This is a genomic window from Pseudomonas sp. NPDC087814, from assembly GCF_044742865.1.
GTDB lineage: Bacteria > Pseudomonadota > Gammaproteobacteria > Pseudomonadales > Pseudomonadaceae > Aquipseudomonas.
Window position 1 is genome coordinate 46,897 of the sequence record NZ_JBIUVK010000032.1, and the last position, 21,818, is coordinate 68,714.

Below are 21,818 nucleotides of genomic sequence, written 5' to 3' on the forward strand. Positions count from 1 at the left end.
TAGTCGTCTGGGCACTTAACCGAAGAAGCTCTGGCCGTTCTTGGCCATCTCGCGCAGCTTCGCAGTCGGGTGGTACAGCGGGCCCAGATCAGCGTATTGATCAGCCAGGGCAACGAACTCGGCCACACCGATGGAATCGATGTAACGCAGCGCACCACCACGGAATGGAGGGAAACCAATACCGTAGACCAGGCCCATGTCGGCCTCGGCTGCGGTTTCAACGATGCCGTCTTCCAGGCAGCGCACGGTTTCCAGGCACAGGGCGATCATCATCCAGTTGACGATGTCCTCGTCGGACACTTCACGCTGTTCGTAGATGACCGGCGCGAGTACTTCGTGAACCGATGGGTCGGCCACTTTCTTCTGCTTGCCCTTCTTGTCGGTCTCGTAGGCGTAGAAGCCCTTGCCATTCTTCTGGCCCAGGCGCTTGGCTTCGTAGAGCGCGTCGATCGCCGAGCGGCGGTCGTCTTTCATGCGATCCGGGAAGCCTTCAGCCATTACGTCGCGACCGTGGTGGCCGGTGTCGATGCCGACCACGTCCATCAGGTACGCCGGGCCCATTGGCCAGCCGAATTTTTCCATGACCTTGTCGATGCGCACGAAGTCCACACCGGCGCTGACCAGCTTGGCGAAACCGCCGAAGTACGGGAACAGTACGCGGTTGACCAGGAAGCCCGGGCAGTCATTGACGACGATCGGGTTCTTGCCCATTTTCTTGGCGTAGGCAACGGTGGTGGCAACGGCCAGCTCGCTGGACTTCTCGCCACGGATCACTTCCACCAGCGGCATCATGTGCACCGGGTTGAAGAAGTGCATGCCGACGAAGTTTTCCGGACGCTTGAGGGCCTTGGCCAGCAAGGTGATGGAAATGGTCGAGGTGTTGGACGCCAGGATCGTGTCTTCTTTCACCTGGGCTTCAACTTCAGCCAGTACCGCCTGCTTGACCTTCGGGTTCTCGACAACCGCTTCGACCACCAGGTCGACGTGGCCGAAATCACCGTAGGACAGGGTCGGACGAATGCCGTTAAGCACTTCAGCCATTTTCGCTGCAGTCATGCGGCCTTTATCAACGCGGCCTACCAGCAGCTTCGCGGCTTCTGCCAGACCCTGCTCGATGCCGTGCTCGTTGATGTCTTTCATCAGGATCGGCGTGCCTTTGGACGCCGACTGATAGGCGATACCGCCGCCCATGATACCGGCGCCGAGTACGGCAGCCTGTTTCACGTCGCGAGCGATTTCGTCGTAGGCCTTGGCCTTTTTCTTCAGTTCCTGATCGTTCAGGAACAGACCGATCAAGCTCTGCGCGGCAGAGGTCTTGGCCAGTTTGACGAAGCCGGCAGCTTCGACTTCCAGGGCTTTGTCGCGACCGAAGTTCGCGGCCTTCTGGATGGTCTTGATCGCTTCAACCGGCGCCGGGTAGTTCGGGCCGGCCTGGCCAGCCACGAAACCCTTGGCGGTTTCGAACGACATCATCTGTTCGATGGCGTTGAGCTTGAGTTTTTCCAGCTTTGGCTGACGCTTGGCCTTGTAGTCAAATTCGCCGCTGATGGCGCCCTTGATCAGGTTCAGCGCGGCTTCTGCCAGCTTGTCGGGAGCCACCACAGCATCCACGGCGCCGACTTTCAGCGCGTCTTCAGCACGGTTTTCCTTGCCGGCGGCAATCCACTCGATGGCATTGTCGGCACCGATGATGCGCGGCAGGCGCACGGTACCGCCGAAGCCTGGGTAGATGCCCAGCTTGACTTCCGGCAGGCCGATTTTCGCGGTGGCAGACATCACGCGGAAGTCGGCGGCCAGGCACATTTCCAGACCGCCGCCCAGGGCGATGCCATTGATCGCGGCAACGGTCGGCACGTTGAGGTCTTCGAAATCGCTGAAAATCTTGTTGGCTTCGAGGTTGCCAGCCACAAGCTCGGCATCGGGCAGCTTGAAGTTGTCGACGAATTCGGTGATGTCAGCGCCGACGATGAACACGTCCTTGCCGCTGGAGACGATCACGCCCTTGACCGAAGCATCTGCTTTGATGGTGTCTACGGCCTGACGCAATTCATTCAGGGTTAGACGGTTGAACTTGTTGACGGACTCACCCTTGAGGTCGAATTTCAATTCGACGATGCCACTTTCAAGAGCCTTAACCGTGATGGCTTTACCTTCGTAAATCATCAACTGATCTCCACGATATGGAAGCTGAACAGTACACGTCGGACGCAGGATTCAGCGTAGGCACTGACGTTACCGTCGATGCTAACGCCAATTTGCCAGGCACACCCGCCAACGCGATAGTCGGGATTCTGTACGAACGGTCTGAAAGACAAACGCTCAATTCATACGCCCGTTTGATTTGGGTACGTCACCTTCAGCCAAATCCGACGAATTGTCAATCGCTCGAAAGGGCCGCAAAAACGCGACTTTCCAGTCATTTCAGAACCTGGGGCAGCCGGCATCGCCCCGCCGATGTTTAATCATTCGCGAAATCAATAATGTGAATTTTGATTTAAAGGGCTGTACAGAACCGAATATGCGGCTAGGCTAGCGGCACGTAAAACGAATTACCGGCCTGCCTGGCCAACTCCAGCCCGATGATGCTTTCGGGCTTTTTAATGCCCGCAGGAATCTCAGGCCAGCGCCTTGAGCACTGCGTCAATGTCCTGCAACACGCTCAACTCGCCCTTCTCGCCCCAGTACAGGGTGATCATTTGCTTGTCGGCTTCGACTTTGTAGACGTTCGCCGGCAGCGTCGCAAAATGTGGCAACAACTTTTCATCGACGCAGGTTTCCTGCCACTGATTGACCCAAACCCCCGGCTCCAACTGCCAGTAACTCCAGGTCACCCGCGTGGTGCCACGCCGTGGCCGGTGATACTGGGCACACGGGCTTGGCGGCTCGTGCTTGAGCCAGTGTGGCCATTCCTGGGGCGTCAGTTGCATGGCCAGGCCAATGCGCCGCGCCTCCATGCGCAAAGCCATGCGCCCGCTCGAATGGCGCGAAGGACGCAGCCACGCCAGGGGGCTTAAAACCAGCGCAAGGATTGACACCACTATCCAGACCGTCATATGTGTACTCCCGAATTTCTTGATGAGCGGATTTGACCTGACGCAACCCCATCCGCTTGAAACCAGCCATACTGAACTTATCGCTTTCCCTTGGAGGACTCCTCATGCCCTACGAACATATTCTGGTCGCCGTGGACCTGACCGAAGAATGCGACCCCGTGATCAAGCGGGCCGTAGGCCTTGCAGGCGACTCGGTGAAGCTGTCCCTGGTGCATATCGTCGAACCGATGGCCATGGCCTTTGGCGGCGATGTGCCGATGGACCTTTCCCAACTGCAACAGCAGCAGTTCGACCAGGCCAAGGAACGCCTTGACCGGCTGATCAACAAGTACCCTGCCCTGAAAAAAGACCAGAGCCACCTGACCTACGGCCAGCCGCGCCAGGAAATCCACCACCTGGCCAAGGAGCAAGGTTGCGACCTGATCGTGGTCGGCAGCCACGGCCGTCACGGCCTGGCCTTGCTGCTGGGCTCCACCGCCAATGACGTGCTGCACGGCGCACCTTGCGATGTGCTGGCCGTGAAACTGGTCAAGAGCTCGTAAGACCAACGGCAATCCAATGTGGGAGCGGGCCCGCTCCCATATCTGAACCGCGTTTCATACAAAAAACCCGGCGCTCATACAAATGAGCGCCGGGTTTTTTATTGCGCTTGAATCACTCAGGCATCCAGCTCGGCCCAGCGTTCAACCAGGGCTTCAAGCTCGCTGTTAAGCTGCTCGAGGGATGCAATCACCTTGGCGGTTTCTGCAGCTGGACGCAGGTAGAAACCCGCGTCAGCCATTTCAGCTTCAACGGCAGCAATCTGCTGTTCCTTGGCGTCGATATCACCCGGCAGTGCTTCCAGCTCACGTTGCAGCTTGTAGCTGAGCTTCTTCTTCGCAGCAGGTGCTTCCTGGGCTGGTGCCGGAGCAGCAGCCACTGGAGCAACCACGGCCGAGGTCAAGTCAGCCTTGCCGGACTTGCTCTCGGTCACGCCCAGCAGGCGCGGCGAGCCGCCCTGGCGCAGCCAGTCCTGGTAACCACCGACGTATTCACGCACCTTGCCTTCACCTTCGAAGACCAGGGTACTGGTGACCACGTTATCGAGGAATGCCCGGTCGTGACTGACCATCAGCACGGTGCCGTTGAAGGTCAGCAGGACCTCTTCCAGCAGTTCCAGGGTTTCCACGTCGAGGTCGTTGGTCGGTTCGTCGAGTACCAGCAGGTTGGCTGGCTTGCTGAACAACTTGGCCAGCAGCAGGCGCGCACGCTCACCACCGGACAAGGCCTTGACCGGCGTACGTGCACGCTGCGGGCTGAATAGGAAGTCGCCCAGGTAGCTCAGCACGTGGCGGCTCTGGCCGTCGATGTCGATAAAGTCGCGACCTTCGGCGACGTTGTCGATCACGGTTTTTTCCAGGTCCAACTGGTGGCGCAGCTGGTCGAAGTAGGCCACGTCGATGCGCGTGCCCTCTTCCACGGTACCGCTGGTGGGTTGCAGGCCGTTGAGCATCAGCTTGAGCAAGGTGGTCTTGCCGGTACCGTTGGCGCCGAGCAGGCCGATACGGTCGCCGCGCTGCAGGACCATGGAGAAGTCCTTGATCAGGAACGGGCCGTCCGGGTGATGGAAGCTGACGTTTTCCAGGACCATCACTTGCTTGCCCGACTTGTCGGCGGTGTCCAGCTGGATATTGGCCTTGCCGGTGCGTTCACGGCGCTCGCTGCGCTCGACACGCAGGGCTTTCAGGGCACGTACGCGGCCTTCGTTACGGGTGCGGCGGGCCTTGATGCCCTGGCGGATCCAGACTTCTTCCTGGGCCAATTTTTTGTCAAACAGCGCATTGGCGGTTTCTTCGGCGGACAGTGCAGCTTCTTTATGCACAAGGAAGCTGGCGTAGTCGCCATTCCAGTCGATCAGGCCGCCACGGTCCAGTTCGAGGATGCGGGTTGCCAGGTTCTGCAGGAAGGAACGGTCGTGCGTGATGAACAGCACGGCGCCCTGGAAATCCTTGAGGGCTTCTTCAAGCCAGGCGATTGCGCCGATGTCCAGGTGGTTGGTCGGTTCGTCGAGCAGCAACAGATCCGGCTCGGAAACCAGGGCCTGGGCCAGCAGGACGCGGCGACGCCAGCCGCCGGACAATTCGGCGAGGGTCTTGTCGGCGGGCAGTTGCAGGCGACTCAGGGTGCTGTCGACCAATTGCTGCAAGCGCCAGCCGTCGCGGGCTTCGAGGTCTTGCTGGACGTGCATCAGCTTGTCCAGGTCGGCTTCGGTGACGCAGTTCTGTGCCAGGTGATGGTATTCGGCGAGCAGTGCGCCCACGCCGTCGAGGCCTTCGGCAACCACGTCGAACACTGTCCGTCCGTCGGCCACCGGCAATTCTTGCGGCAATTCGCCAATCTTGAGGCCCGGGGCGCGCCAGACAGAGCCGTCATCGGGCTTCTGGTCGCCTTTTACCAGCTTCATCATGCTGGACTTGACGGTGCCGTTGCGGCCGATGATGCACACCCGCTCACCACGGGCGATCTGCCAGGACACCTTGTCCAACAACGGCATAGCGCCGAAAGCAAGGGACACATCGCTGAATTTGAGCAGGGTCATACGCTTCTCCAAAAACTGGGCGCGCATTCTACCTGACTTAGGGCTCGAGGCGGCCGGCATTTTCGCCGCTGACACGTTCTGTTGGACATTTCAGATGAACTTGAACGAAGCGACCGGCAAAGCTTTCACCGGTTGCGGGCAAAAGGCTAAGCTAGGGGCAATCAGTGTCGGCGACGTCGGCACTAGTCCAGATTCCTCTGCACGGACGTCTCATGCGCAGTCGCCTTTTCAGCTTTTTATCTTGTCTGCTTCTTTCTGCCACCGCCGTTCAATCCGCCCAGGCCGTGGACCTCACCACCCAACGTCAATATTACGATGAAGCCAAACGAGCCCTCGCCAAAGGCGACAGCGGCCCGTATTTCCAATACAGCCAGGCCCTGGCCGACTACCCGTTGACGCCGTACCTCGCCTACGACGAGCTGACCGCGCGGCTGAAAACCGCCAGCAACGAGGAGATCGAACAATTCCTCGCCAAGAACGGCGACCTGCCCCAGGCCAACTGGATGAAACTGCGCTGGTTGCGCTGGCTGGCCGACCGTGGCGACTGGCAAACCTTTGAAAAGTACTACGACGCCAAACTCAATTTCGTCGAACTGGACTGCCTCCATGGCCAATTCCAGCTGACCCACAACCAAAAAGCCGAAGGCTATAAAACCACCGAGAAGCTGTGGCTGACCGGTAAATCCCAGCCTGCTGCCTGTGATGCCACCTTTGGCCAGTGGGCCGCCGACGGCCAACTGACCGAACAGAAAATCTGGGACCGCGCCAAGCTGGCCGCCGAAGCCCGCAACTATCCGCTGGCCAACAGCCTGGTGAAGACCCTGCCGACCCTCGGCGCCCAGGGCCGCCTGATGGTGGACGTGGCGCAGAAGCCCGACATGCTGAGCGACCCATCGCGCTTCCTGCCGGCCAACGAGGCCATGTCCGACGCCGTAGGCCTGGGCCTGCGCCGCCTGGCACGCCAGGACCCGGACAAGGCCATGGCCCTGCTCGACGGTTATGCCAGCAGCATGCACTTCTCTCGTGACGAAAAAGTGTCGATCGCCCGGGAAATCGGCCTGACCCTGGCGCGTCGCTACGACCCGCGTGCCCTCGACGTGATGACCAAATACGATCCGGAATTGCGGGACAACACCGTTTCCGAATGGCGCCTGCGCCTGCTGTTGCGCCTGGCCCGCTGGGAAGACGCCTACCAGTTGACCCGCAAGCTGCCCCAGGATTTGGCCACCACCAACCGCTGGCGCTACTGGCAGGCCCGCAGCCTGGAACTGGCAGAGCCGAAGAACCCGCAAGCCCTGGTGATGTACAAGGGCCTGGCCAAGGAACGAGACTTTTACGGTTTCCTGGCGGCGGATCGCTCCCAGTCCCCGTACCAACTGAACAACAAGCCACTGGTGATGAGCCAGGCGCTGATGAACAAGGTACGCAACACACCGGGCGTGCGCCGCGCCCTGGAGTTCTACGCCCGTGGCCAGATCGTTGATGGCCGCCGCGAGTGGTACCACGTCAGCCGGCATTTCAACCGCGACGAAATGGTCGCCCAGGCCAAGCTGGCCTATGACATGAAGTGGTACTTCCCGGCGATCCGCACCATCAGCCAGGCGCAGTACTGGGACGACCTGGACATCCGCTTCCCGATGGCCCACCGCGACACCCTGGTGCGCGAAGCCAAGGTCCGCGGCGTGCATTCCAGCTGGGTATTTGCGATCACCCGCCAGGAAAGCGCCTTCATGGACGACGCGCGCTCCGGCGTCGGCGCCACCGGCCTGATGCAACTGATGCCCGGTACCGCCAAGGAGACTGCGCGAAAGTTCAGCATCCCGCTGGCTTCGCAGCAGCAGGTGCTCGACCCGGACAAGAACATCCAGCTCGGCGCCGCCTACCTGAGCCAGGTCCACGCCCAGTTCAACGGCAACCGCGTGCTCGCCACCGCTGCCTACAACGCCGGCCCGGGCCGTGTACGCCAATGGCTGCGCGGCGCCGATCACCTGAGTTTCGATGTGTGGGTGGAAAGCATCCCGTTCGACGAAACCCGCCAGTATGTGCAGAACGTGCTGTCTTATTCGGTGATCTACGGGCAGAAGCTCAATGCACCGCAGCCGCTGGTGGATTGGCATGAGCGGTATTTTGATGATCAGTGAGTAACGCGTCCCATAAAAAATGCCCGCATTGAGAGATGCGGGCATTTTTTGTGGGCGGTGAATCAGTGGGTGGTCGACTCACCATCACTGAACTGCAACGCCGCCAGCCGTGCATACAGCGGATTGCTGGCGATCAGTTGCTGATGCGTCCCCACCGCCACCAGCTTGCCCTGGTCCATCACGGCAATCCGGTCGGCATTCTTCACGGTGGCCAGCCGGTGGGCGATGACCAGGGTGGTGCGCCCTTCCATCAACTGCGGCAGCGCCTGCTGGATCAGGTGTTCGCTCTGGGCGTCCAGCGCGCTGGTGGCTTCGTCCAGCAGCAGGATCGGTGCATCCACCAACAAGGCCCGGGCGATGGCCAGGCGTTGGCGCTGGCCGCCCGAAAGGCCCATGCCGCCGTCGCCCAGGTGGGTCTGGTAGCCGTCGGGCATTTGCAAAATGAAGTCGTGGGCGTGGGCGATGCGCGCCGCCTCCTCGACCTGGGCAAAGGTGGCCGTCGGATTGCCGTAGCGGATGTTCTCCTCAACGCTGCCGAAAAACAGCGCCGGGCTCTGGGACACCAGGGCGAAACAGCGGCGCAGGTCCAGCGGATCCAGCTCGGTCAGCGGGTGGCCTTCAAGCAGGATGCGGCCTTGCTGGGGATCGTAGAAACGCAGCAACAGATCGAACATCGTCGATTTACCCGCACCGGACGGACCGACCAGGGCCAGGGTTTCGCCAGCATTGATGCTCAGGCTCAAGCCGTCGATGGCAAAACGATCCGGACGCGACGGATAGGAGAAGCGCAAATCCTGGATTTCCAGGCGGCCACTGACCCGCTCCGGCAACTTGATCACGTTGGCTTCGGGCGCCTTGATCTCATTGCTCGACTGCAGCAATTCGCCAATCCGCTCCGCCGCACCGGCGGCGCGCTGCAACTCGCCCAACACTTCACTCAAGGTACCGACGGCACTGCCGACGATCAGGCTGTAGAACACGAACGCCGCCAGCTCACCACCGGAAATGCGCCCGCCGATCACGTCCATGCCGCCGACCCAGAGCATCACGCCCACGGCGCCCAGCACCAGCATGATCACCAGGGTAATCAGCCAGGCGCGCTGCACGATGCGTTTGCGGGCGGTGGTGAAGGCCTCTTCCACCGTCAGCGCGAAGCGCTGTTCGTCCTGGACCTGGTGGTTGTAGGCCTGCACGGTCTTGATCTGGCCGAGGGTTTCGGACACATAGCTGCCGACATCGGCGATGCGGTCCTGGCTCTGGCGCGACAGGCTGCGCACCCGGCGGCCGAAGATCAGGATCGGCGCCAGCACCAGTGGCAGCGCTATCACGACGATGCTGGTGAGCTTGGGGTTGGTGACAAACAGCAGCACGATCCCGCCGATCACCATCAAGGCGTTGCGCAGGAACAGCGACAGCGAGGAGCCGATCACCGATTGCAGCAAGGTGGTGTCGGTGGTCAGCCGGGACTGGATTTCCGAGCTGCGGTTGTTTTCGTAGAAGCCCGGATGCAGGTAGATCAAGTGGTTGAACACTTGCCGCCGGATGTCCGCCACCACCCGCTCGCCGATCCACGACACCAGGTAAAACCGCGCAAAGGTGCCCACCGCCAGGCCCAGCACCAGGATCATGAACAGACCGATGGACTGGTTGAGCAGGTGCGGCGACTGGGTCATGAACCCCTGGTCCACCAGCAGGCGAATACCCTGGCCCATGGACAAGGTAATGCCGGCGGTGACGATCAGCGCCCACAAGGCGCCCAGGGCCTGCCAGCGGTAGGGAGCGACGAAGCGACTGGCCAGGCGAATCGCGCGGCGTTGACGGGCTGAGAGCATGGAGGGTTTCACCTGAAGGTTGGAGACGGGAACCTGCATAGCTACATGGGGGGAACTTGAGCGAATCACAATGAGTCAGGTTAATTATGCTCACCGAAGCTAGGCCCTAGAGGCTATCGGTCTAAGGACCGGCTGGAAATTTGTATCGGTTTCTGCTGGACTGGGCATTCGATCTGCGGGCCGCGCAAGGAGTTGTAACAACGCGGTCACGCGGGGGTTTTAAAGTAGGTACACAACCTGATGAGGAGACGGGCCATGTCCTTGCAAAACAGCAGCAACGCCAAAATTCAAGTGATCCGCCAACCGCAGCAATTGCCTTGCTCGTACATCGACGCTCAGGGCCGCGAAGTGCAAATCACCGAAGAAATGATCCAGAGCGCGTGCGCCGAACTGGAACAGAAATTGGTCAAGCCTGCCAAGCGAGGCTGATTCGCCCACGCTCTCTTAAACCCGGCCTTGATGGCCGGGTTTTTTATGCCTTCAGATTGCCTGTGCGCCCAATGCTGCCACGATGCTCGACAAGGCGGCAGACTCGCCGTTGATCCGCACTTTCAAGCCGTCAATCTCACGCCGCTCGGGGTAGTGCTTGCGCAATAGGTCGAAGGCCTTGCGCTGCTCATCCACTGTGCCTACCAGGCTGCGGCGGAAATCCGCGTCATCACGGCGCGGGTCGTACACGCTGCGGCACAGGGTCGCCAGGGCCCAGGCCGGATCGGTATTGGCATTGAGGCTGACTTCGGCCAGCCACGGCTCCGGCAGCAAGTCGCTCAATTGAATCGTCGGGTCCTGACCAAGATGCCGGCAAAACGCCTGATAGATCTGCGCCGTGCCGCGCTGCTTGCCGTCCAGGCTGTAGCCGGCGATATGCGGGGTGGCCAGCACACACAGGTCGGCCAGGTCGACGTCCACCTGCGGCTCGCCTTCCCACACATCCAGCACGGCCTGCAGGTCTTCGCGCGCCAGCAGCACCTCCTTGAGGGCGGCGTTGTCCACCACCGGGCCGCGGCTGGCGTTGATCAGCCAGGCACCGGGCTTGAGCTGGTTGAGGCGCTCGCGGTCGAACAAGTGCCAGGTGGAGCCGTTGCCGGATTTGTTCAGCGGCGTGTGCAGGCTGATCACATCGCACTGCTCGACGATCTGCTCCAGGCTGACGTAATCACCGTCCTCGGCGATCTGCCGGGGCGGGTCGCACACCAGCACGTTCCAGCCCAACGCCTTGAGCACCTTGACCAGACGCCCGCCGACCTCACCGGCCCCCACCACACCGTAGGTGCGCTGGGCCAGGTCGGCGCCTTCGATCTCGGCCAGGGTCAGCAGGCTGCCCAGCACATAGTCGACCACGCCACGGGCATTGCAGCCGGGGGCGCTGGACCACTGGATGCCGGCGCGCTGGAAGTAATCGAGGTCGAGGTGATCAGTGCCGATGGTGCAGGTGCCGACAAACCGCACCGGCGTGCCTTCGAGCAAGGCCCGGTTGACGTTGGTCACCGAACGCACCAGCAGCACATCGGCCTGCTCGATCGTCGCGCGGTCAATGGACCGGCCCGGAACCCGGCGAATCTCGCCAAATCCTTCGAAGAATGCATCGAGCAGCGGGATATTTTCGTCGGCAACAATCAGCATGGCAGGCTCCTTTCGCGGATCAGCAGTGTACAGCGGTTTTCCTTGTGGCGAGGGAGCTTGCTCCCGCTGGAGTGCGCAGCGCTCCCAAATGCAGCACCGTGTTTTTTCAGGTACACATCGGTTGCCCGTTATGGGGCTGCTGCGCAGCCCAGCGGGAGCAAGCTCCCTCACCACAGCAAGCGCCCTCGCCACAAAACGCTGCATTTGCGCGGGGATGTGTTTACAAATCCACAACACAGGTTTTTTCCTGACCAACACGTCAAGGCGTAGAATGCGCCGTCCTGCGCTCCCCTATCGGACATCCGTACGTGAACACTGCCACAACCACCACCGCCCTCTCCCGCCCCGCCCGCGTCAGCCTTGAAGTGCGCAATCTGCTGGCCCTGGCCCTGCCGATCATGATCGGGCAACTGGCGACCACCGCCATGGGCTTTGTCGATGCCGTGATGGCCGGGCGTGTGAGTTCCCGGGACCTGGCGGCAGTCGCCCTGGGCAACTCCATCTGGATCCCGGTGTACCTGCTGATGACCGGCACCCTGCTGGCCACCACGCCGAAAGTCGCCCAACGCTTCGGCGCCGGCACCCACGGTGAAATCGGCCCGCTGGTGCGCCAGTCGATGTGGCTGGCGCTGGTGGTGGGGATTACCGCGCTGCTGTTGCTGATCAGTGCCGAACCGATCCTGCATGTGATGAAGGTCGATCCCGAGCTGATCAAGCCGTGCATGGGCTACCTGCACGGCATCGCCTCGGGCATGCCGGCCATTGCGTTGTATTACGTGCTGCGCTGCTTCAGCGACGGGCTGGGCCGAACGCGGCCGAGCATGGTCATGGGCCTGTGCGGGCTGGCGCTGAATATTCCGCTGAACTATGTGTTCATCTACGGCCACTTCGGCGTGCCGGCCATGGGCGGCATCGGTTGCGGCTGGGCCACGGCGATCGTGATGTGGGTGATGATGCTTGGCCTGGCCGCCTGGACCCGCTGGGCACCGGTGTATCAGAGCAGCGAGCTGTTCAAGCGCTTTGACTGGCCGCAATGGTCGGTGATCAAGCGTGTGTTGAGCATTGGCTTGCCCATCGGGATCGCGGTGTTTGCCGAGTCGAGCATTTTTGCGGTGATCGCGCTGCTGATCGGCAGCCTCGGTGCCACGGTGGTGGCCGGACACCAGATCGCGCTGAACTTCAGCTCGCTGGTGTTCATGATCCCCTACTCCCTGAGCATGGCGGTCACCGTGCGCGTGGGCCAGGCCCTGGGCCGTGGCGAACCCCGTGAGGCGCGCTTTGCCGCAGGTGTCGGAATGGGCACCGCGTTGGTGTATGCCTGCCTGTCCTGCAGCCTGATGCTGCTGTTTCGCGAACAGATCGCCACCATCTACACCCAGGACCCGCTGGTGATCCAGGTGGCGGCGATGCTGATTGTGTTTGCGGCGCTGTTTCAGTTCTCGGACGCGATCCAGGTCACGGCCGCCGGCGCACTACGTGGTTACCAGGATACTCGGGTGACCATGGTGCTGACGCTGTTTGCGTATTGGGGCGTGGGCTTGCCGGTGGGCTACGCGCTGGGGCTGACCGAGTGGCTGGGCGACGCCCGTGGCCCGAGCGGCTTGTGGCAGGGGCTGATCGTGGGCCTGAGCTGTGCCGCGGCGATGTTGGTGATCCGCCTGGTGCGCAGCGCACGCAAGCGGATTCGCCGGGCTTAAGCCGATTTCTTGCGGATCCAGTATAGGTAGGTACCGGCCTGCTCCTGCTGGTCCACCAGTTCATGGTCGAGAAACACGCAGAACTTGGGGATGTCGCGACGGGTCGACGGATCGGTCGCGATCACCTTGAGCAAGCCACCGGGCGCTAGGTCGCGGATGTGCTGGTGCAGCATCATCACCGGTTCCGGGCAGTTGAGGCCGGTGGCGTCGAGGACGGCATCGACGGGTAAATCAGGGGTCAGGCTCATGGTTTACTCCTAAACAGGCCGGCATTTTAACGGTAACGCGGGGCGCCAGGTAGCCAGCGGCGCCCTCGGTTTTTTCGCGAGCAAGCTCGCTCCTATATTGAGCAGCGTTTACCGGGCCTTTGGCTTCTTCACATCCAACCGGCGCAAATGGCAGGTCACTTCTTCACGGTCGTGGTACAGCTGCTTGCAGCCGATCTCCACCCGGATGCCACGTTCCTTGAAGCCTTCCGCGATGCGTTCAAGCAGGCGCTTCACTTCGGCATAACGCTGCTTCATCGGCAACTTCAGGTTGACCACTGCTTCGCGGCAATGTCCCTCGCCGATCCAGGTTTCCAACAGGGCCGCATTGCGCGCCGGTTTTTCGACGATGTCGCACACCATCCAGTCCACCGGCTGCTTGGGGGTGTAGATGAAGCCGTCGGCCATCAAGTGCTGCACCAGCCCGGTGTCCATCAGGCTTTCGGCCATCGGGCCGTTGTCGATGGCGGTCACCAGCATGCCACGGTTGACCAGTTGCCAGGTCCAGCCCCCAGGCGCTGCGCCGAGGTCGACGCCGGTCATGTCGCTGTGCAGGCGCTCGTCCCACTGATCACGGGGGATAAAGTGGTGCCAGGCCTCTTCCAGCTTCAAGGTCGAGCGGCTTGGCGCGTCCCGCGGGAATTTGAGGCGCGGGATGCCCATCGGCCACATGGCCGAGTTGTTTGACTCGGCCAGGCCCATGAACACTTCGCGGCCGCTCTTGAAGGTCAACAGCAGGCGCGGCTTGCTGGCGTCTTCCACCAGTTTGCCGGCGGCCATCAGCGCCTTGCGCAAGTGAACTTCGAATTTCTTGCAGAAGTTCGACAGCTCCTTGCCGTCATTGGTGTCGACCATTTCCAGCCACAGGCTGCCGCACACCGGGAAATCCCGCAGGTGCGCGAGGATCACGCTGATACGGTCGGTTTCCGGCAAGTCGATGAACACCCCGCGCGCCCACTGCCTCGGGAAGATCAGCTCGGCAAAGCGTTGGCCGCGCATCAGGCGCTGGGCGCCGTCTTCTTCGGTGCAGACAAATTCGGCGCAGGCGCTGCCGGTCTTGGCCTTGGCATAGCCCGAAACGTTCAGGCGTGCGGCGTGTTCCGCGATCTCGGAACAGACTTCGCCTTCAAAACCCGGGCGGCAGTGCATAAAAAGGGTGTTCATCAACTCTCCTGGATCACGGGCTTGCTATAGCGCAATGCCTGTCATGAAAACGCGCGCATGATAGCCGAGTTCGGAACCTTGGACTTATTGATAGAGTCCAGTAATTAGCCAGCTACTTAAAACAGGGCTAATTTGTAAGCTCTGTTCGTCCCGTCAGGTCCGTAGCCGTGCGGACCATAAGGAGTCATGTAATGTCATCCCTTGATAGTCTGAGAACCCTTAAAATCTTACAGATCGACGACAAGACCTATCACTACTTCAGCCTGCCCGAAGCCGCCAAGAGCCTGGGTGATCTGGACAAGCTGCCGATGTCCCTCAAGGTGCTGCTGGAAAACCTGCTGCGCTGGGAAGACGAAAAGACCGTCACCGGCGCCGACCTCAAGGCCATTGCCGCCTGGCTCAAGGAGCGCCGCTCCGACCGCGAGATCCAATACCGCCCCGCCCGTGTGCTGATGCAAGACTTTACCGGCGTGCCCGCCGTGGTCGACCTGGCCGCCATGCGCGCCGCCGTGGCCAAGGCCGGCGGTGACCCGCAACGCATCAACCCGCTGTCACCGGTGGACCTGGTGATCGACCACTCGGTGATGGTCGACAAGTTCGCCACCACCGGCGCCTTCCAGGAAAACGTCGACATCGAAATGCAGCGCAACGGCGAACGCTACGCCTTCCTGCGCTGGGGCCAGAGCGCCTTCGACAACTTCAGCGTAGTGCCACCGGGCACCGGCATCTGCCACCAGGTCAACCTGGAATACCTCGGCCGCACCGTGTGGACCAAGGATGAAGACGGCCGCACCTACGCCTTCCCCGACACATTGGTAGGCACCGACTCCCACACCACCATGATCAACGGCCTCGGCGTATTGGGCTGGGGAGTGGGCGGGATCGAAGCGGAAGCCGCGATGCTCGGGCAGCCGGTGTCGATGCTGATCCCGGAAGTGATCGGCTTCAAGCTCACCGGCAAGCTGAAAGAAGGCATCACCGCCACCGACCTGGTGCTGACCGTCACCCAGATGTTGCGCAAAAAAGGCGTGGTCGGGAAATTCGTCGAATTCTATGGTGATGGCCTGGCTGACCTGCCCCTGGCAGACCGCGCCACCATCGCCAACATGGCCCCGGAATACGGCGCCACTTGCGGCTTCTTCCCGGTGGACGACGTGACTCTGGACTACCTGCGCCTGTCAGGCCGTCCTGCGGAAACCGTCAAGCTGGTAGAGGCGTACACCAAGGCCCAGGGCCTATGGCGCAACGCCGGTCAGGAGCCCATCTTCACTGACAGCCTGGCGCTGGACATGGGCAGCGTCGAAGCCAGCCTCGCGGGGCCAAAACGTCCGCAAGACCGCGTTTCCCTGCCGAACGTCGGCCAAGCCTTCAGCGACTTCCTCGACCTGCAATTCAAACCCACCAACAAGGAAGAAGGCCGCCTGGAGAGCGAAGGCGGCGGCGGTGTTGCGGTGGGCAACGCCGACCTGATCGGTGAAGCCGACTACGACTTCGAAGGCCAGACCTATCGCTTGAAAAACGGCGCGGTGGTGATCGCGGCCATTACCTCCTGCACCAACACCTCCAACCCGAGCGTGATGATGGCGGCGGGCCTGGTGGCGAAAAAGGCCGTGGAGAAAGGACTGAAGAGCAAGCCCTGGGTGAAAACCTCCCTGGCGCCGGGCTCCAAAGTCGTGACTGATTACTACAAAGCGGCAGGCTTGACCCAATACCTCGACAAGCTGGGCTTCGACCTGGTGGGTTATGGCTGCACCACCTGTATCGGCAACTCCGGGCCGCTGCCCGAGCCGATCGAAAAAGCCATCCAGAAAGCCGACCTGGCCGTGGCCTCGGTGCTCTCGGGCAACCGTAACTTCGAAGGCCGGGTGCACCCCCTGGTGAAAACCAACTGGTTGGCCTCCCCGCCCCTCGTGGTGGCCTATGCCCTGGCCGGCACCGTGCGCATGGACATCAGCAGCGAACCACTGGGCACCGGCTCTGACGGAAAACCGGTGTACCTGCGGGACATCTGGCCCAGCAGCAAGGAAATCGCCGACGCCGTTGCACAAGTCAGCACCGGGATGTTCCACAAGGAATACGCCGAGGTGTTTGCCGGTGATGAACAGTGGCAGGCCATTGAAGTGCCGCAGGCTGCAACCTACGTGTGGCAGAAGGACTCCACCTACATCCAGCACCCACCGTTCTTCGACGACATCGGCGGCCCGCTGCCGGTGATCGAAGACGTCAAGGGCGCCAACGTGCTGGCATTGCTGGGGGACTCGGTGACCACCGACCACATCTCCCCTGCCGGCAACATCAAGACCGACAGCCCGGCCGGCAAATACCTGCGCGAGCAAGGCGTCGAACCGCGGGACTTCAACTCCTACGGCTCGCGTCGCGGCAACCATGAAGTGATGATGCGCGGCACCTTCGCCAACATCCGCATCCGCAACGAAATGCTCGGCGGCGAGGAAGGCGGCAATACGATCTACATCCCTACCGGCGAGAAAATGCCGATCTATGACGCCGCCATGAAATACCAGGCCTCGGGCACCCCGCTGGTGGTGATCGCCGGCCAGGAATACGGCACCGGCTCAAGCCGTGACTGGGCGGCCAAGGGCACCAACCTGCTGGGGGTCAAGGCGGTGATCGCCGAGAGTTTCGAGCGGATTCACCGTTCCAACCTGGTGGGCATGGGCGTGCTGCCCCTGCAGTTCAAGCTGGACCAGAACCGCAAGGCACTCAAGCTGACCGGCAAGGAGAAGATCGACATCCTCGGGCTGACCAACACCGAGATCGAGCCACGCATGAACCTGACGCTGGTGATCACCCGTGAGGATGGCAGCAGCGAGAAGGTCGAAGTGCTGTGCCGCATCGACACCCTCAATGAGGTCGAGTACTTCAAGGCCGGCGGGATCCTGCACTACGTGTTGCGGCAGTTGATTGCCTCGTAACTGACACGCGCTACCCAAAACACCGCCTTCCCTGGCGGTGTTTTCATTTTTACCGTCGGTGACGCTCGGTATACTGCCGCCCTCAGATTTTGACTGTCACAAGGATTCCCCATGCTTGCATTGCCATGGCTGTACCTGGCGCTTCTTTCCATCGGCTATGTACTTGCCTTGAGCTACGGGCAATTGGGGTTAATGGCGGCGCTTTCCGTCGCCATGCTGCTGTTGGCCGGGTTTGCCGTGCGGCAACAGCGAAACCCGTGGGTACGCTATCTGGGCCACGGGCTGTTTATCGTACTGGCGCTGGGGCTGGCGATGCATTGGCTGCCGGGGTTCTACAACGGTCGCGGGATCGCGCCGCAGCGCTTTACGGACGACGCCGTGCCTTTCTCGATGTACCTGAACCAGGACAAGCCGCTGATTGGCTTCTGGCTGCTGCTGGCCTGCCCGTGGATTGTTGCGCGCCGGACCCTGCGCCTGTCGATCTACGCCACCGCCCTGGCGTTGACACTGACGGCGATTGCCGCCCTGGGCGGCGCTGCGTTGCTGGGCGTCATCAGTTGGGCCCCGAAGTGGCCGGAGCAGGCCTGGCTGTGGGTGTTGAATAACCTGCTGCTGGTGACCCTGGTGGAGGAAGCGCTGTTCCGCGGTTATATCCAGGGCGGCCTGAGCCGACGGTTCAAGCAATTGCCCTATGGTGAAAACCTCGCATTGCTGTTGGCCGCCCTGTTGTTCGGCCTGGTACACCTGGGCGCAGGCTGGCAGTGGACCCTGCTGGCGACCATCGCAGGCCTGGGCTACGGCCTGGCGTATCGCTTTGGCGGATTGGGCGCGGCGATCGTTACGCACTTCGGGCTGAACCTGCTGCATTTCGGGTTGTTTACCTATCCGATGCTGGCGGGCTGAGGCTGCGCCGATTGTTGCAAAAAATAAGTTAAATAAAACCCCGCGACGGTCGACAACCTGTCAAAGCCTTGCGGATTGAACAATCATGCGTAATAACCAACCCGTTACCCAGCGCGAACGTACCTTCCCCGCTCAGCAACGGTTGATCTCCACCACGGATGCCAAAGGCGTGATCACCTACTGCAACGACGCCTTCGTCGAGATCAGTGGGTTTTCCCATGACGAACTGCTGCGTGCCCCGCACAACCTGGTTCGTCATCCGGATGTGCCGGCGGCAGTGTTCGCACACATGTGGTCCACGCTCAAACAAGGCTTGCCATGGATGGGCATCGTCAAGAACCGCTGCAAGAGCGGTGATCACTATTGGGTCAACGCCTATGTGACACCGGTCTTCGACGGCAACCAGGTGATCGGCTACGAGTCGGTGCGGGTCAAGCCCACCGCCGAGCAGATCCGCCGTGCCGAAGCGCTTTACCAGCGCATCAACCAGGGCAAGCCGGCCATCCCGCGCCGCGACAAGTGGCTGCCGGTGTTGCAGGACTGGCTGCCGTTTATCCTGGTCAGCCAGTTGAGCTTCCTGATTGGCGTGTGGCTCAATTCCCACTGGGGCTTTGCCCTGGCAGCGGCGCTGTCGGTACCGCTGGGCCTGTTGGGCCTGAGCTGGCAACAACGCGGGCTCAAGCGCTTGCTGCGCCTGGCCGAACAGACCACCTCAGACCCGCTGATCGCGCAGATGTACACCGACAGCCGCGGCGCCCAGGCGCGCCTGGAAATGTCGATCCTCAGCCAGGAGGCGCGCCTGAAGACGTGTCTTACCCGTTTGCAGGACACGGCTGAACACCTCAACTCCCAGGCGGCGCAGTCCAATACCCTGGCGCATAACAGCTCCAGCGGTCTTGAACGCCAGCGCGTGGAAACCGAACAGGTGGCCACCGCGGTCAACCAGATGGCCGCGACGACTCAGGAAGTCGCCAGCCATGTGCAACGCACCGCCGATGCCACCCAGGAAGCCAATCGCCTGACCGGGCGTGGCCGTGATATCGCCGGCGAAACCCGCGAAGCGATTCAGCGCCTGTCGGTGGCCGTGGGCGAGACCGGCGTGACCGTGACCCAACTGGCCAAGGACAGTGACGAAATCGGTGGCGTGGTGGATGTGATCAAAGGCATCGCCGACCAGACCAACCTGCTGGCACTGAACGCGGCCATCGAAGCGGCCCGTGCCGGGGAGATGGGCCGGGGCTTCGCAGTGGTGGCCGACGAAGTGCGGCAACTGGCCCAGCGCACCAGCGAGTCCACCGGGCAGATTCATGCGCTGATCGCCAAGCTGCAACAGACCGCCAGCGCGGCCGTACAAACCATGGACGCCGGGCATCGCCAGGCGGAAGAAGGTGTGGCACGGGTGATGGAAGCGGATCAGGCGCTGATCGGGATCAGCGAGGCGGTGGCGCACATCACTGATATGACGGCGCAGATTGCGGCGGCGACCGAAGAGCAGAGCTCGGTGGCGGAAGAGATCAGCCGTAACATCAGCACCATTGCGCTGCTGGCGGACCAGACGTCGGAACAGGCGTTGAATTCGGCGCAGTTGAGTGAAGAGCTGACGCATACCGCCAATACCCAGTACTCGCTGGTAGAGCGGTTTAACCGGTAAACCGCTTTCGCGAGCAAGCCCGCTCCCACATTTGGAATGCATTTCAAATGTGGGAGCGGGCTTGCTCGCGAAAGGGCCCTATCAGGCAGGCGCCGAGAAACCCGGCCACCTTCACCGCCGCAGCCTCCAAATGCTGCTCATGACTGAACCCCGAAGCCTTCAACGGCTTCAAATCATGATCCCCCGCCACCAGCCACATCACCTCGATGCTCGGCGACAACACATACCCCTCCACCGCCGCCCGATTGCCCAGCGCATCCCGCTCGCCCTGCACAATCAACGTCGGCGTCTTCAGTCCGGCCAGATGCTCGGTCCGGGGTTTCTCCGGCTTGCCCACCGCATAAAACGGATAACCCAGGCACACCAGCGCATCCGCGCCCAGTTCATCCGCCAGTAAACTGGCCATCCGCCCGCCCATGGACTTGCCGCCCACCGCCAGTTTCCCAGCGACATGACGTCGCACCTCGGCATACACCTCACGCCAGCATTCCAGCAGTTTCGGGGCTGGATTGGGTGGGCGTTTGCCCCCGTCCACACGGCGCTGGGCCATGTAGGGAAACTCGAAGCGCAACACGTTCACGCCATGCCCGGCAAGGCGTGCAGCCATGTCGCTCATGAAGCCCGAGTCCATCGGCGCGCCCGCGCCGTGGGCCAGGATCAGCGTCGCGGGCGTACGCGCGATAGACCCTGTGGCGGCATTCCACAACCAGCCGCGTTCCCGCACACACTGCGCCCATTGATCCCCGTCAATACTGGCCTTGTGCTCTTTGCCCATGCTTGCCTCGCTTTTTAGTCTGCCTATAACTCCAGCCCAAGTGCCGCATTTGCTTGGGTTGAACCGTGGATGGGGAACCATGAACACTACTTTAAGTACCGCCTATAACTACAAGGTGGTCCGCCAATTCGCCATTATGACGGTGGTGTGGGGCATCGTCGGCATGGGACTCGGGGTTTTTCTCGCTGCCCAGTTGGTATGGCCCGAACTCAACTTCAATTTGCCCTGGACCAGTTTCGGCCGCTTGCGCCCGCTGCACACCAACGCGGTGATCTTTGCCTTTGGCGGTTGCGCGCTGTTTGCCAGCTCCTTCTACTCGGTGCAACGCACCTGCCAGACCCAATTGTTCGCGCCAAAGATCGCGCAGTTCTGCTTCTGGGGCTGGCAGCTGGTGATTGTGCTGGCCGCGATCACCTTGCCGCTGGGCTACACCAGCTCCAAGGAATACGCCGAGCTGGAATGGCCGATCGACATCCTGATCACCATCGTCTGGGTGGCCTATGCCATCGTGTTCTTCGGCACGGTGATGAAGCGCAACACCAAGCACATCTACGTCGGTAACTGGTTCTTCGGTGCGTTCATCATCACCGTGGCCATCCTGCATATCGTCAACAACCTGGAAATCCCGGTCAGCCTGACCAAGTCCTACTCGCTGTACGGCGGTGCGACGGATGCCATGGTGCAGTGGTGGTATGGGCATAACGCGGTAGGCTTTTTCCTCACCGCCGGCTTCCTGGGGATGATGTACTACTTCGTGCCGAAACAGGCCGAACGCCCGGTGTATTCCTATCGCCTGTCCATCGTGCACTTCTGGGCACTGATCACCCTGTACATCTGGGCCGGCCCGCACCACTTGCACTACACCGCGCTGCCGGACTGGGCACAGTCCCTGGGCATGGTGATGTCGCTGGTACTGCTGGCACCGAGCTGGGGCGGGATGATCAACGGAATGATGACCCTGTCGGGCGCCTGGCATAAGTTGCGCAGCGACCCGATCCTGCGATTCCTGGTGGTTTCCCTGGCCTTCTACGGCATGTCGACCTTTGAAGGGCCGATGATGGCGATCAAGACGGTCAACGCCCTCTCCCACTACACCGACTGGACCATCGGCCACGTACACGCCGGGGCGCTGGGTTGGGTAGCGATGATCTCCATCGGCGCGCTGTATCACATGATCCCGAAAATCTTCGGTCGCGAGCAGA

General features: G+C 61.5%; 16 protein-coding genes. 8 read left to right on the plus strand and 8 right to left on the minus strand.

What is annotated here, in order from left to right; all coding sequences use genetic code 11:
• Window positions 1–15: 15 nt before the first annotated feature.
• Entirely contained in the window at window positions 16–2,163 is a 2,148-nt protein-coding gene (gene fadB / locus ACIOMR_RS21130) for a fatty acid oxidation complex subunit alpha FadB (RefSeq protein ID WP_003218979.1), read from the minus strand.
• 452 nt (window positions 2,164–2,615) lie between these two features.
• Entirely contained in the window at window positions 2,616–3,053 is a 438-nt protein-coding gene (locus tag ACIOMR_RS21135; RefSeq protein ID WP_003218981.1) for a hypothetical protein, read from the minus strand.
• A 104-nt stretch (window positions 3,054–3,157) separates the two neighbouring features.
• Here ACIOMR_RS21135 and ACIOMR_RS21140 point away from each other — a divergent pair, with 104 nt between their 5' ends.
• Window positions 3,158–3,595: a universal stress protein gene (locus tag ACIOMR_RS21140; RefSeq protein WP_003218985.1), complete on the plus strand. Its 438-nt coding sequence runs from the start codon at window positions 3,158–3,160 to the stop codon at window positions 3,593–3,595.
• A gap of 116 nt (window positions 3,596–3,711) precedes the next feature.
• On the opposite strand, the gene ACIOMR_RS21145 is transcribed toward ACIOMR_RS21140, so the two are convergent.
• A complete protein-coding gene (locus ACIOMR_RS21145) occupies window positions 3,712–5,631 on the minus strand; it encodes an ATP-binding cassette domain-containing protein (RefSeq protein WP_401196192.1) in 1,920 nt (639 codons plus the stop codon).
• Between the two features lie 212 nt (window positions 5,632–5,843).
• Here ACIOMR_RS21145 and ACIOMR_RS21150 point away from each other — a divergent pair, with 212 nt between their 5' ends.
• The gene (locus tag ACIOMR_RS21150) at window positions 5,844–7,772 is read left to right on the plus strand and encodes a transglycosylase SLT domain-containing protein (protein ID WP_076017232.1); all 1,929 of its coding nucleotides are present in this window, start codon (window positions 5,844–5,846) and stop codon (window positions 7,770–7,772) included.
• A gap of 62 nt (window positions 7,773–7,834) precedes the next feature.
• Here the strand turns inward: ACIOMR_RS21150 and ACIOMR_RS21155 are convergent, their stop codons facing one another.
• A complete protein-coding gene (locus ACIOMR_RS21155; RefSeq protein WP_401196195.1) occupies window positions 7,835–9,643 on the minus strand; it encodes an ABC transporter transmembrane domain-containing protein in 1,809 nt (602 codons plus the stop codon).
• Between the two features lie 216 nt (window positions 9,644–9,859).
• Between ACIOMR_RS21155 and ACIOMR_RS21160 the strand changes: the two genes are divergently transcribed.
• The gene (locus ACIOMR_RS21160) at window positions 9,860–10,033 is read left to right on the plus strand and encodes a PA1571 family protein (RefSeq protein ID WP_003218992.1); all 174 of its coding nucleotides are present in this window, start codon (window positions 9,860–9,862) and stop codon (window positions 10,031–10,033) included.
• A gap of 51 nt (window positions 10,034–10,084) precedes the next feature.
• Here the strand turns inward: ACIOMR_RS21160 and pdxB are convergent, their stop codons facing one another.
• Window positions 10,085–11,227 (minus strand): 4-phosphoerythronate dehydrogenase PdxB, encoded by a 1,143-nt coding sequence (gene pdxB, locus ACIOMR_RS21165; RefSeq protein WP_087694847.1) that lies wholly within the window; start codon window positions 11,225–11,227, stop codon window positions 10,085–10,087.
• 308 nt (window positions 11,228–11,535) lie between these two features.
• Here pdxB and ACIOMR_RS21170 point away from each other — a divergent pair, with 308 nt between their 5' ends.
• Window positions 11,536–12,924 carry an MATE family efflux transporter gene (locus ACIOMR_RS21170; RefSeq protein WP_102368386.1) on the plus strand — a complete coding sequence of 463 codons (1,389 nt, stop codon included), beginning with the start codon at window positions 11,536–11,538 and terminating at the stop codon, window positions 12,922–12,924.
• On the opposite strand, the gene tusA is transcribed toward ACIOMR_RS21170, so the two are convergent.
• Both tusA and rlmM read right to left on the minus strand, forming a co-directional pair.
• On the minus strand, window positions 12,921–13,172 hold the full coding sequence (gene tusA, locus ACIOMR_RS21175; RefSeq protein WP_003218998.1) for a sulfurtransferase TusA: 252 nt from the start codon (window positions 13,170–13,172) through the stop codon (window positions 12,921–12,923). The genes ACIOMR_RS21170 and tusA overlap by 4 nt on opposite strands.
• Before the next feature lie 108 nt (window positions 13,173–13,280).
• Window positions 13,281–14,354 (minus strand): 23S rRNA (cytidine(2498)-2'-O)-methyltransferase RlmM, encoded by a 1,074-nt coding sequence (gene rlmM, locus ACIOMR_RS21180; RefSeq protein WP_003219000.1) that lies wholly within the window; start codon window positions 14,352–14,354, stop codon window positions 13,281–13,283.
• A 191-nt stretch (window positions 14,355–14,545) separates the two neighbouring features.
• On the opposite strand from rlmM, the gene acnA reads away from it, so the two are divergent.
• The 3 genes from acnA (at window position 14,546) to ACIOMR_RS21195 (ending at window position 19,841) form a co-directional block, all read left to right on the plus strand.
• Window positions 14,546–17,287 (plus strand): aconitate hydratase AcnA, encoded by a 2,742-nt coding sequence (gene acnA, locus ACIOMR_RS21185; protein ID WP_401196201.1) that lies wholly within the window; start codon window positions 14,546–14,548, stop codon window positions 17,285–17,287.
• A 111-nt stretch (window positions 17,288–17,398) separates the two neighbouring features.
• Complete coding sequence (locus tag ACIOMR_RS21190) at window positions 17,399–18,190, plus strand: CPBP family intramembrane glutamic endopeptidase (RefSeq protein WP_177122893.1); 792 nt, start codon at window positions 17,399–17,401, stop codon at window positions 18,188–18,190.
• An 85-nt stretch (window positions 18,191–18,275) separates the two neighbouring features.
• Entirely contained in the window at window positions 18,276–19,841 is a 1,566-nt protein-coding gene (locus tag ACIOMR_RS21195; protein WP_003219005.1) for a PAS domain-containing methyl-accepting chemotaxis protein, read from the plus strand.
• A 43-nt stretch (window positions 19,842–19,884) separates the two neighbouring features.
• Here ACIOMR_RS21195 and ACIOMR_RS21200 read toward each other — a convergent pair whose 3' ends face one another.
• Complete coding sequence (locus ACIOMR_RS21200) at window positions 19,885–20,616, minus strand: alpha/beta family hydrolase (protein WP_401196204.1); 732 nt, start codon at window positions 20,614–20,616, stop codon at window positions 19,885–19,887.
• 79 nt (window positions 20,617–20,695) lie between these two features.
• Between ACIOMR_RS21200 and ccoN the strand changes: the two genes are divergently transcribed.
• On the plus strand, window positions 20,696–21,818 hold a 1,123-nt coding region (gene ccoN / locus ACIOMR_RS21205; protein WP_401196207.1), incomplete at its 3' end, for a cytochrome-c oxidase, cbb3-type subunit I.